This is a genomic window from Pseudomonas sp. R3-52-08 (assembly GCF_003851745.1).
In the GTDB taxonomy this organism is placed as follows: Bacteria; Pseudomonadota; Gammaproteobacteria; order Pseudomonadales; family Pseudomonadaceae; genus Aquipseudomonas.
In genome coordinates this window covers 124,733-137,005 of record NZ_CP027730.1, presented here as the reverse complement: position 1 = coordinate 137,005, position 12,273 = coordinate 124,733, and the positions used below count along the sequence as shown (strand labels likewise).

8 protein-coding genes and 2 rRNA genes are annotated in these 12,273 nt (G+C 58.0%); 5 read left to right on the top strand and 5 right to left on the bottom strand.

The genetic code is table 11. From position 1 onward, the window contains the following. Positions 1 to 41: 41 nt before the first annotated feature. On the top strand, positions 42 to 380 hold the full coding sequence (locus C4J91_RS00640; RefSeq protein ID WP_057725300.1) for a hypothetical protein: 339 nt from the start codon (positions 42 to 44) through the stop codon (positions 378 to 380). 120 nt (positions 381 to 500) lie between these two features. On the opposite strand, the gene lapD is transcribed toward C4J91_RS00640, so the two are convergent. Together lapD and lapG are read right to left on the bottom strand one after the other, a co-directional pair. Beyond that, a complete protein-coding gene (gene lapD, locus C4J91_RS00635) occupies positions 501 to 2,447 on the bottom strand; it encodes a cyclic di-GMP receptor LapD (protein ID WP_124360680.1) in 1,947 nt (648 codons plus the stop codon). 14 nt (positions 2,448 to 2,461) lie between these two features. Beyond that, positions 2,462 to 3,154, bottom strand: a complete 693-nt coding sequence (gene lapG / locus C4J91_RS00630) for a cysteine protease LapG (protein WP_124360679.1) — start codon at positions 3,152 to 3,154, stop codon at positions 2,462 to 2,464. Between the two features lie 252 nt (positions 3,155 to 3,406). On the opposite strand from lapG, the gene C4J91_RS00625 reads away from it, so the two are divergent. The 4 genes from C4J91_RS00625 to C4J91_RS00610 all read left to right on the top strand — a co-directional run bounded on the left by C4J91_RS00625 (position 3,407) and on the right by C4J91_RS00610 (position 9,568). Beyond that, entirely contained in the window at positions 3,407 to 4,117 is a 711-nt protein-coding gene (locus C4J91_RS00625; RefSeq protein ID WP_124360678.1) for a GntR family transcriptional regulator, read from the top strand. Positions 4,118 to 4,491: 374 nt separating this feature from the next. Continuing rightward, positions 4,492 to 5,250: a DUF3050 domain-containing protein gene (locus C4J91_RS00620; protein ID WP_124360677.1), complete on the top strand. Its 759-nt coding sequence runs from the start codon at positions 4,492 to 4,494 to the stop codon at positions 5,248 to 5,250. Beyond that, positions 5,247 to 6,194 (top strand): diiron oxygenase, encoded by a 948-nt coding sequence (locus C4J91_RS00615; protein WP_124360676.1) that lies wholly within the window; start codon positions 5,247 to 5,249, stop codon positions 6,192 to 6,194. Before C4J91_RS00620 ends, C4J91_RS00615 begins: the two co-directional genes overlap by 4 nt. After that, a complete protein-coding gene (locus tag C4J91_RS00610) occupies positions 6,191 to 9,568 on the top strand; it encodes an amino acid adenylation domain-containing protein (protein WP_124360675.1) in 3,378 nt (1,125 codons plus the stop codon). Before C4J91_RS00615 ends, C4J91_RS00610 begins: the two co-directional genes overlap by 4 nt. Positions 9,569 to 9,636: 68 nt before the next feature. Here C4J91_RS00610 and C4J91_RS00605 read toward each other — a convergent pair whose 3' ends face one another. The 3 genes from C4J91_RS00605 to rrf (C4J91_RS00595) form a co-directional block, all read right to left on the bottom strand. Next, the gene (locus C4J91_RS00605; RefSeq protein WP_124360674.1) at positions 9,637 to 11,517 is read right to left on the bottom strand and encodes a methyl-accepting chemotaxis protein; all 1,881 of its coding nucleotides are present in this window, start codon (positions 11,515 to 11,517) and stop codon (positions 9,637 to 9,639) included. Positions 11,518 to 11,791: 274 nt separating this feature from the next. Continuing rightward, positions 11,792 to 11,907, bottom strand: a 5S ribosomal RNA gene (rrf, locus tag C4J91_RS00600). A 109-nt stretch (positions 11,908 to 12,016) separates the two neighbouring features. Continuing rightward, positions 12,017 to 12,132 (bottom strand): 5S ribosomal RNA (gene rrf, locus C4J91_RS00595). Between the last annotated feature and the right edge of the window lie 141 nt (positions 12,133 to 12,273).

The following is a 12,273-nucleotide window of genomic DNA, read 5'->3' as shown; positions in this document are numbered from 1 at the left end:
TATGCGGCAGACGATGTGTGGCTTTTTTCGAGGGGGTTCTTATGTTTTACGTGCAACGTGATGCGCAGGGCGCGTTGAGTCGCGTAGAGGCCGCCGCCTTTGCCGAATCCACCGAAACGCTGCCGGCCGATCACCATGAGATCCAGGCCTGGTACGCCAACGAAGTGGTGGAAACCAGCCTGGCCCAGCTCAAACAGAGTGACCTGGAAATGATCCGGGTACTGGACGACTTGATCCAGGTGCTCACCCGCAAGGGCGTCATCAGCGTGACCGACCTGCCGCCTGCGGCCCAGGCCAAATTGATGGACCGTAACCAGGCGCGGGAAGCGTTGGGTGGGTTGAGCCAGTTGATCAATGATGATGAGAAAGGGCTTATCTGAGCCCTGAAGCCGCACCGAAATGTGGGAGGGGGCTTGCTCCCGATAGCAGTAGACCAGTCGATATTTAGGCGACTGATACACCGCTATCGGGAGCAAGCCCCCTCCCACATTGGATCTGCGTTATTTCCAGGGCGCGGGCTCGCCGAACAGCTGGCCCTGCACGCCAAAAATCCCCATTTCACGAATCACCTTCAGCTCACCTTCGGTCTCCACACGTTCGGCAATCAACGGCAGATCGATGCTGTGGGCCGCGCGCTGGATGGCTTCGATAAACAGGCGCTTGTCGCTTTCCTGGTCGATGTCGCGGATGTAGCTGCCGTCGATTTTCAAGTAGGCCAGGCCCAGGCGGGCCAGGTTGCCGATCATGCTGAATCGCCCACCGAAACGCTGAAGGCTCAGGGAAAAGCCCAACTCGCGCAGGCGCTGGGTCATCTGTTCCAACACAAGCTGTTCCGGCAGTTGCTCTTCACCGATCTCCAGGGTGAGGCGCGAGCCCAGGTTGCTGTGCTGGCGCAGCAGGTCATAAATGCGTTGCAGTGCCTGAGGATCCTGCAAGGTTGCGGCTGAGAGGTTCAGCGCCAGGTTGTGGCTGTGGCCGCTCATCTGTTTGAGCACCTGCTCCAGCATCATGCGGTCCAGGCGGGCTGACCAGCCGAAACGCTCAAGCCACGGCAGGAAACGCCCGGCGGGTAGGGTATGGCCGTCAAAGTCCTGCAAGCGCGACAGCACTTTGTAGTGCAAGACCAATTGCGGGTCCTGGCTGGCCACCACCGGCTGGAAGTACAACTCGAAACGCTGTTGGGTCAGCGCCTGGTCCAACAGTGTGTGCCAGGCATGGTGATCGTCACCGACGCTGGCGGCGGCACTGTGGTCGAGGCACGCCCAGGTGCTGTCACCCTGCCCTTCGGCTTGAGCCAAAGCTTGGTCGGCGAGGGTCAGCAGCGCCTGCGGCGCATCGCCATGGTTGAACGGTGCCAGGCCGATGTAGGCCACGGGCGTAACATCGCTGGCGCCGGTGGCCTGCAGGCTGAGCAACGTGCTTTCAAGGTTCTGCGCCAATTGCAGCGCTTCTTCACGGGTGAGCCCAGGCGCCAGCACGGCGAATTCGCCGCCACGAATACGGGTCACGAGGTTATGGGTTTCCGGGTACGGCTCGCACTGGCGCAGCAGTTGTTCGCCGACCGCTTGCAGCAGCTGGTCGGTACGCTGGCCGCCCAGGCGCTGGTTCAGGCCGGCCAGGTCCTTGACGCGCAACACCAGCAAGTAGCCGGAGTTGGTTTCTTCGGGGTTGCTGACGCGGGCGTTGAGCTGCATCTCGAAATAGCGGCGGTTGGCCAGGCCGGTGAGGTTGTCCTGATAGGATTCAGTGCGCAACTTTTCGCTGCGCTCGGCCTGCTCCTGGAACAGCGCTTTGAGCTTTTCCACCATTTGGTTCATGGCCTGCACCACCCGGCGCAACTCCGGCGTACGCGGCAGGTCAGGCAGGCTGAGGAATTCCCGACGGGCGATCGCGTGGGACTGCTTGACCATATAGTCCAACGGCTTCAGTTGCCGGCGCAGCAACATCCCGCCGAGCACCACGCTGACCGCACCGCACAGCAGCAACCAGCCAAGGCTGCCCAGGGCGCTCTGCCAGAGTTTGGCCAGGGCGAACATCGGATGGCTGACCACCTCGACTCGCGCCGCCTGCTCCCAACCACGGTTCACCAGCGCATCACCACCGGCCGGCTCCAGGCCGATCAACTTTACAAACCAATGGGGCACGCCATTGTTGTCGGGTATGCCGCTGCGCTCGACGATGGTTTGGTCCGTGGCCAGGTCCACCACACGGATGCTGGCGTAATAACCGCTGTCGAAGATCGAGCTGACCAGCAACTCGACCATGGCCGGATCGTCGATATTGGGAGTCAGCGACAACGCCAGTGCCGTCGCGGCATCCTGCGCATGGGAGCGCAATTGGTTGACGTATTGCGTGCGCGAACTTTCCAGGCTGACCATGAAGCTGCCGCTGAAGGCGACCACCAGGAACAGACAGATTGCGATCAACAGCTGTTTGAACAAAGACATCCGATCAGTTACTCCTAGTTGGCAGGCTCGGCTGGGAAGCCTTCCGCACGCATTTTTCTCAACACATCCTGCCAGCGCGACAAGCGTTTGGTATCGCCGACTTTCTTGTTGCCCTTGGCGCCGGGCAGGTACAGCCCCTCGGCGTTGAATGAATACACCGGGATCAAATCGGTACGGCGGGTTGCCGGCAGAATGTCGTCCATCAGGCTGTCGAGCACCAACGGGATCGCGTCGGGGGTCGAATAGTAGGTCAGGACCATGTGCGCACGATTCTGACGCAAGGCCTTGACGTAGGTAATGCGCAATTTATCGCTGGACACGCCCAGATGACGCAAACTGAAATACTTGGCGATGGCGTAGTCTTCACAGTCACCGGCGCCCTTCCAGAGTGCTTCGATGGGTGTCTCCCAATAGTCGACCGCGCGCCAGAGATCGATGTCTTCCACGTAGGTCATTTGTTTGTTGAAGAACACGTTGACGACCTTGAGCTGGTCTTGCTCGCTGACCTGTTTTTCGGTGCTCAGCAGCCGCTGCCACGCGTCAATACGTTGCTGGCCCTCGCCCAACGGCCCGTACAAGGCGCTGGCCTTGCGGCTGATCTGCGAGAAATCCCAATCGGCATGCAGCCCGCCAAGCATCAGGCCGGCCAATAAGATCGCTGATAAGAGCCAGCAAAAAACTCGATAGGGAATAAAACTTACCGCCAAGGCGTTCAGTCCATGAAGAGAGACGGAATTTCAAGGGATGGTGAAGCTTCGTCTCACAAAAAACAATGGCACAGTGCGATCATTCATCGGTGGAGCGAGTTTATAACCGCCTCCTGTGGGACGTACAAAATACACGCTGTGGGCCCTTACAAACGGAAACTCTGGCTGTTTGACAAGTGCATGGCCCATCTCTAGTGTTCATTGGATCCAATAAACACACTTTATTACTCAAGAAAGGAGGGTAGCGTAACCGTGACACAGAAGCCGAACCCTTTAAGCAGTATCAAGGTCAGCGGACCTATTCCCGCTCATCTTGCCCGCGCCGTTATTGAAGAAACGTTGCGTAACGCCATTCTCGATGGTCGATTGCCTTGTGGCACTGCTATGCGCCAGCAAGAACTCGCCAGCCTGTTCGGCGTCAGCCGTATGCCGGTGCGCGAAGCTTTGCGCCAGTTGGAGGCACAATCCCTGCTGCATGTGGTGACTCACAAAGGCGCTGTGGTTGCGCCCTTGATCGAGGACAATTCGGCTGAGACCTATGCCCTGCGCATGCTGTTGGAGTCCGAAGCCTTGCGCTTGTCGATCCCATTGCTCACGGAGTCGGACATTGCCAAGGCAGAGGCCTGTATCACTGCGCTGGAATGCGAGAAAGACTACAGCGAGATCGGTCGCCTCAATCGCCTGTTTCACATGATCCTGTATGGCAAGGCGCCTAACCATCGCCTGCTCAAATTGGTGGAACATGGGCTGAATGAAGAGGAGCGGTTTCTGCGCTTCAACCTCGAGGCGATGGGACTGGGCGAGACGTCACAGGAGGATCACCGCGAACTGCTCAACCTGGTGGTGCAGAAGAAAATCGATGAAAGCATCCTGACACTGCGTAATCACTTGATGCGAGGCATGGAGGTCATCAATAGATACCTCAATAGCCTCGAAACTGCGAATAGAACAGCCACGTCATAAGGCGCTCGTACCTCTCTTGAGCCTGAGCATCGCGGGGTACCATCCCTTATCAGGAAGCGTCCCGCGTTGATAACACTGTGAACAAACCGGCAAGCCTTAATCAAATCGGCGTTATATAAGGAAACTTCTCACACCTCAAACAACTATTTCTCCGGGAAGTTTTTGTTCGAAAAAACATTTAATACACTTATAAGCTCATCCAAACGTTTAATCAGCTTAGTATCAGCGACTCACCCAAAAACCTTGCAATCGCTGCCCGCGTATTGAGCCAGCGCTCCTCGCGTGGGCGCGCCGTAACGCTAATCTTCCAACTAACAACTACAAAATCCATCACTGCAACTAGAGCAGTCGCAACAACTTCATAGGCGTCAACCATGCATCATCATTCGCTCGAACAAAAGAAACTTAAACTGTACCGTCACCCGTTATTTGCTGAAATAACTTCTCTTAGCAAATTACAACACTTTATGGAAAGCCATGTATTTGCGGTTTGGGACTTCATGACCCTGACCAAACGCCTGCAACAGGACCTTACGTGCACCCAAATACCCTGGCTCCCGCCAGCCAATCCGCAGGCCGCACGCCTGATCAATGAAATCGTGCTGGGCGAGGAGTCGGACGAACATCCGACGCGGGGCCATTGCAGTCACTTTGAGCTGTACCTGGAAGCCATGGCGGAGGTGGGCGCCAATACCCGTGTCATCGCACGTTTCATTGACCTGCAACACCAGGGTGTAGAGGTCAGCGCAGCGCTGCGAATGATCGGTGCGCCCCCCGGCGTGCCGCGCTTTGTCGACAGCACATGGCAGATCGCACTCAGCGCCCCCACCCACTGCGTCGCGGCGGCCTTCCTGCATGGTCGTGAAGGCGTCATTGCATCCATGTTCGAGCGCCTTCTGTGCAGCAGCCCCTTGATTGCTCATCAGGCACCCATCTTGTGTCACTACCTCAACCGTCATATCGAGTTGGATAGCCAGGAGCACGGCCCGGCGGCAGAGCAGGTGCTCCAGCATTTGATCGGCGCAGACCCGACTCGCCAGCGACAAGCCGATAGCGCTGCCTTCGGTGCCCTGGAAAGCCGCATGACCTTCTGGGACGACGTACACGCCTCAATGCATGAGGTACACCCATGAGCGCCACCGGCTATCACTCCTTTGCCGAAGACTGGGAGCGGCGCGCAACCATCCGCACACGCCCGCGCCGCATGTTGGAAAACGACGGCAAACTGATCTATCCCCTGAGCCGCCAACCCCTTGTACTGAGTGCAACCTTTCTCGAGCGCTGCTCGCAATGCCGCGACTTTGTGCTGGTGCAAAGCTTTTATCGATTCATCCATGACATCGTGGTTTTCGAAACCGAGATCGTCGATAAGCTTGCCCGCCGTATTGCCAAGAATCGCTTCTCGCTGCCCCTCCCCCTCGCCTGCCGCTACGATGCAATGACCGTCGTGGTGGATGAGGATTACCACGCATTGGTGGCACTGGACTTCCTGCAGCAAGCCGTGGCGTTGACCGGTATCGAGCCCCTGGACCTGCCGGGGCAGATCGAACTGAGCCGCGCCTTGCCGGCCGCGCAGGCGCAGGCACCGGAGCACCTGCACGATGCCGTCGAGTTGATTGTCGTGGCCATCGCCGAAAACACCGTCACCCATGATGTGGCGGCCTTTTCCAAGGACGACAGTATCAAGTCGTCCGTACGCGGCCTGATGGCCGATCACCTGTTCGATGAAGGGCGCCACGCACAGTTCTGGACACAGTTGGTGCGTATCTACTGGCAGTCGGCAAGCGCGCAAGACCGCGACAGCATTGCCGGCGTGCTCCCGACTTTTCTGGCCCATTACCTGACCAACGACATACAGAAAGGCTTCGACTTGCAGTTGATCGAACACCTGGATGTCAGTACCGATATTCGTTTGGCGCTGCAGGATGAAATCATTGCGTTGGATTTTCCTATCACCCGCCAGCACCCGTTGATCGGCAACATCATGAGCTTCCTGCACCACAGCGGCGTGCTGCACACCCCAAGCGTGGCACGCGCACTGGACGACTACCTGCCCGCGGCGGGGAGGCTGGCATGAGGCGCTTGACGATTGAATGGGGCGGTGCCAGTGAAGCACTGGGGGCCCTCAAGCAGGTTCTGGAACAATACGGGCATATCGCGGGGGCGGGGTCGGTCGACCTGGTGATTGAGGACGGCAGCCAGTCACCGTCAGCCTTATCCACCGATGCGCCGTGGATGAGCCTGCGCCTGTGCATCGGCCCCGTGTCCGAAACTGGGTTACCCGCACTTCAGTTTCGCTGCTATGACCGTGATCGGCGCCTGTTGGCCTTGCACGACGTCGCCGAGGAGCCCAGCGGCAACGGCCAGCGCCTGCGTCGTCGTGCGGCGCACGCTCTGGTGGAGTGGGTAGCGTCATTGGTCAGCGGATTCTCGAGAGACCCTGGTTATTTCTGTGCAACGACCAACCCGGGCACCTTGCCCGAACAGGGATTGCGAGGACTGGAGTCACTGGCGTTCATGCATCGATTCAACCGTACAGCCGATCCGGCACTGCTGCGGGCGGCACAGGCGCCCATGATCGAACGGTTACAGGCCAGCCTGAATGCCTTCGCCGATCGTACAGCGCTGAATATTGCGGGGCGCAGGGTGACTTATCGCCAGCTTCAGGAAAAAGCCGTGGCGATTCAGCAACACTTGCTGCCCCTGTTGGCGGGCATTGAAACACCACCGGTGGTGGGTGTGTGCCTGGAAAAATCTACCGAGCTTTACGCAAGCATTCTGGCGGTGCTGGGCTGTGGCGCGGTGTATTTGCCGCTGTCTCCGGACCATCCGGTAAAACGCCAGCACAGCATGCTGACAAGCGCAGGTGCAGGCGTATTACTGGAAAATGGCCTGCACCCGTTGCGGGATAAATTCGTTTCACTTGATGTCAGTACGCTCACCCCACACGGCATCGACTCCACACAGCCGCTGATGCGCCATCGTCCCCACGCCGATGCGCCGTGCATGGCGCTTTTCACCTCTGGCACCACGGGGCAACCCAAGGGTGTGCTGCTCAGCCAACATAATCTGGCGCATTTCACGGCCTGGCTCGGTACCTGTGTGGCGCTGGACGATAAAAGCCGCGTCCTGCAATTTTCGCCGCTGAGCTTTGACTCGTCACTGATCGATATTTTCCCCGCCTTGGTCGCGGGCGCAGCGTTGATTGTCCCCAGCGCAGAACAACGTCACGATCCCCGGCAATTGGTCGAGCTGATTCGCCTGCAACGCGTCACTCATGCTTTCTTGCCACCGGCACTGCTCGGCATCTTGCCGCTGGACCAGCCGCTGGGCCTCGCACACCTGCTCACCGGCGGCGACTTTTGCGAACCCTACGTGATCGAGCGAATGGCCGGCCAATGCCAGTTTCACAACCTCTATGGCCCCACCGAAGCCACGGTACTGGCAACCCATCGAACGTTTCGGCTCGGTGATAGCAATCGCAATATCGGCCTGCCCATCGCCAACAGCCAGGTCTTGATCCTGGACAAGCACCTGCAACCGGTGGACGAGCAGGTGATGGGCGATCTGTACCTCGCAGGACCGGGCGTGAGCCTGGGCTATATGAACGGACCACCGCAGGCCGACTCCCCGTTCATCAAGCTGACGTTGCCCGACGGGCAATGGCTGCAGGCTTACCGCAGCGGCGATCTGGCGAAATGGACGCAAGACGGTATCGAGTTGGGCGGCCGACGGGATGACCAGGTCAAGATCCGCGGTTTTCGGGTCGAACCTCAGGAGATCGAGCACTGCCTGCGCAGCAGTCGGTTGTTTCGCCAAGTGGCAGTGGTGATTGATCAGACGCACAGAATCATCGGCTTTGCGGCCCAGCCCGAACCCGGCGCCACGCTGGCCAGCCTGAAGGAGCACGCACGGCAGTGGCTGCCTGAACATATGCAACCTGTCGCCTGGAGCGAGCTGCCGAGCCTCCCCGCTTCGAGCAACGGCAAGATCGATCGCAAGGCGTTGCGGGAGACGCCAATTACCCGCGCCCAGGAGATGACGCGTTGCAGCACGCTCACGCCAGTCCAGGCGCAGTTGGTGGACCTGTGGGGGGAGTTGTTAGGGTTGCCTGCCGGTGACGTGTCGATCGACGACAGCTTTTTCAACCTGGGCGGCCATTCGATCCTGCTGTCCACTTTGTTGCTGCGCCTGCGCGAGCAGTTTGGCCGCAGCCTCTCCTTGAGCCAATTTTTTGAAGCGCCGACGATTCGTACGCTGGCCTTGCAGATGCAGGGCGCAGCGCTGCCGAATACATCGTTCAGCCAGATGGAAAAAGATGCATCCCGAGCCATGACGCTTGAGGTGCTGCCCGAGGCCCGCGCCGGGGATCCACGCAAGGCGATTGTCACAGGGGCGAACAGCTTTGTCGGCGTGCACATCGTCCAGGCCTTGCTGGCGGGTGGGGCGCAGGAGGTAGCGTGCCTGGTCCGGGCGCTCCCAGGCCAGTCGGCGGCGGACCGATTCTCTCAGGCGTTGCGCGAATACCGCCTGGAACAGCTGGACCTGAGCCGAGTGCAGGTGTATGCCGCCGACCTGCGCCAACCCCGCCTGGGTCTGTCTGCAGAGGCGTACGACCACCTCGCCCGAAATCATGGTGTGCTGGTGCACAATGCGGCGCAGGTCAACCATGTGATGGACTACATAGCACTGGCCAACGACAACGTCGAACCGGTGTTTGAATGCCTGCGCCTTTGCGAAACCCACTGTAAGAAAGTTTTCAATTTCATTTCAACGCTGTCAGCCTGCAGTCACCTCGACACTGATGGGTATGTGCTCGAAGCACCCGCAAGCCGCGCGTTGCCGCTCTATGTAAAAAACGGCTACAACCTCTCGAAGTGGGTGGCCGAGCGGTTGTTGGGACGTGCAGTCGAGCAAGGGGCATGGGTGAATATTCATCGGCCGGGGAATATCAGTTTCAACAGCCGGAACGGTGTCTGCCAACCCCATAAAAATCGGTTGATGTTGATGCTCAAAGGGTCACTGCAGTTGGGCAGGGTTCCTCGAATGGAGGGCAATTTCGACCTGATGCCGGTGGACTTCCTGGCGCGCTTCATCGCGTTTCACAGCGCGCGTTTTGTCCCTGGGCGAAACGTCTTCAACCTGCACAATCCTCAACCTTTGAGCTGGGACCAGTACCTTAATGCGTTCAGCCAGGCCGGACACACCTTCGAACGGGTAAGCCTTCAACATTGGCAACGGGCGTTGCGCACAGTGCGCCACGACAATGCGTTGTTCGGCGTACTGGGCTTTTACCTTGATGGGTTGGGTGAAGACATCGGCGACACGTCGATGATCCATTACAGCAACGCGCAGTGGGGCCTGGAACAAATGGGCACACAGTATCCGCCAAAGAGCCCCGCACTGTTACGCAAGGGCTGTGACTACCTCAGGGCCATCGGCTTTCTCTGAGCGGCTTTGGCCCGCATTGAAGTTGCTCGGCTGTATCGGAGCGAGGCCTCGCTCCGATACAGCGAGGATCAGATCTTGAAGCTGTCGACCAATTGCTTCAATCGACTGGCCTGCTGGGACAGCGCGTCGCAGTCCTTGAGCGTCTCGTTGAGATTGGCCACGCCTTGCTGGTTCAGCAGGTTGATCTGGTTGATGTCGACATTGAGGGTTTCAACCACCGCCGTTTGCTCCTCGGTGGCAGCGGCGACCGATTGGTTCATGCCGTCGATCTCAACGATTCGCTGTGTCACGCTGACCAGACGCTCGCCGGCCTGGTTAGCCACTTCAACGCTTTCCTCGCTGGAGACTTGGCTGGCGTTCATGGTGGTCACGGCTTCACGCGAACCCACTTGCAGCGAAGTGATCATTTTGTGGATCTCTTCTGCCGATTCCTGGGTACGGTGAGCCAGGTTACGCACTTCATCCGCCACCACGGCAAACCCACGCCCTGCTTCGCCGGCACGGGCAGCTTCGATTGCCGCGTTAAGCGCAAGTAAGTTGGTCTGCTGGGAGATGCCCTTGATCACATCGAGAATGTGTCCGATGTTGTCGGTGCTGGCGTTAAGGGTTTCGATCTGGGTACAGGACAGGCTGATTTTCTGCGACAGTTCCGACATCGCCTGGATGGTTTGCTCGACCACTTTGCGCCCATCATCAGCTTGCTCACTGGCACCGCTGGCATGCTGCGAGGCATCAGCGGCGTTACGTGCGATTTCCTGGGTAGCGGCACCCAGCTCGTTGATAGCGGCAGCCACGCTGTTGGTACGCGCACTTTGTTCATCGGAGCCGATGATCGACGCGTTGGACGACGCCATTACGCGCTGGGACAGGTCATGCACCTGGCGGGTGGCCGAGGACACTTCGGAAATCGAGGCGTGGATCCGCTCGACAAACTGATTGAATGCGCTACCGACTTCGCCAAACTCGTCTTTGCTGGTCACGTCGAGGCGGCGGGTCAGATCACCTTCGCCTTGAGCAATGTCCTGCATGGCAACGCCCATGGTGGTCAGCGGACGCAACAACACCTGAATCAGCACACTCAACAGTACGGCAATCGCCACCACGGCGATGAGCATTGCGATCAACGCTGAAGTGCGAAATTTACCCAGTGCTGCATAGGCTTTATCTTTGTCGATAGACAGACCGATGTACCAGTCAGCCCCCGGCAACCCGTTGATTGGTGTAAAGGACAGGATTCGGTCTTGTCCATTGAGGACAACCTCCTGGTTAACCTTCTCGATGCGCACCTGGGTGCCCGGGTAGATATCCTTGAGGTTTTTCATCACCTGGTCCTGGTCAGGACTGACGATGACCTGGCCATCACCACTGACCAGGAATGCATGACCAATACCGCCAAAATCCACCGAGTTGATGATCTTCACCAAGGTTTGCAGGCTCAAGTCGCCACCCACAACGCCCAACAACTCTCCGTTCTTCTTGACCGGCATGGCGATCGTCACGATCTGGCCGCCTACAGCCGCCATATAAGGCGGGGTAAGCATGGTTTTGTCGGCTGCTACGGCTTGCTTGTACCAAGGGCGCTGACGTGGGTCATAGCCTTCGGGCATCTTCGCGTCGGGGCGCTGGGTGAACACTCCATTGATTTGGCCAACGTAGGTGAACTGGAAGTTGGAGGTGAGCGCCGGTTGATCGACCAAGCCGGGAAGGTCGGCGGCGCTGCCTTGATGGGCAACGTTTTGTGCCAGGCTCTCGAGAACCAGGATACGGCCGCTGAGCCAGTTCTGCACACTGCTGGCGGTAAGCTCTCCGGATTGCTGGATGGAGGACGCCAGGTTCTGCCTGATCGTGTTGCGCTGCAGGTAATCGTTGTAGAACGTGAATAGCGCGAAGGCCAGAACCACGACGCCTGACGCAGCCAACAGAATTTTATGACTGAACTTGAGATTCATTTCATCGACTTCTTTTGCCAAAGGGGGGTGAGCGTGCCGAGTGGAACATTCCATGTATCGCGATAGGCGGACTCTGCGACCGCTCTATTTCGGTGCACGCATGGCTCGTCAGGCTTTCGGCCAGAAATCGATAAAACTTAGAGATTTGTGTGAATCTTCCGCTTTTAGCGTAAGAGAACGACAGGCGGTATGAGCACAGTCGACTATCAGCCACTTAGAGCCCTAAACGACAAAACCCCTGTCTGCGTAAGCAGACAGGGGTTTCGGAATTCAATCTTGACGATGACCTACTCTCACATGGGGAAACCCCACACTACCATCGGCGATGCATCGTTTCACTGCTGAGTTCGGGATGGGATCAGGTGGTTCCAATGCTCTATGGTCGTCAAGAAATTCTGTGTACCAGATCGTTGCGCTAGCTACGTACCGGTGAAATTCATGGACTTCTACATAAACAAAACCCCTGTTTGCGTACGCAAACAGGGGTTCTGGAATTTAATCTTGACGATGACCTACTCTCACATGGGGAAACCCCACACTACCATCGGCGATGCATCGTTTCACTACTGAGTTCGGGATGGGATCAGGTGGTTCCAATGCTCTATGGTCGTCAAGAAATTCGGGTACTGAGTCGTGGCCTGATGGCCTCGCTTCAGCAAATTGGGTATGTAATAGAATTCGGTGTTTTGTGAGCCTCGAACTTTCGGTTCATTGCGTCTTCACACACCGCAATCTGATGCTTCTGCTTTTTTAAAG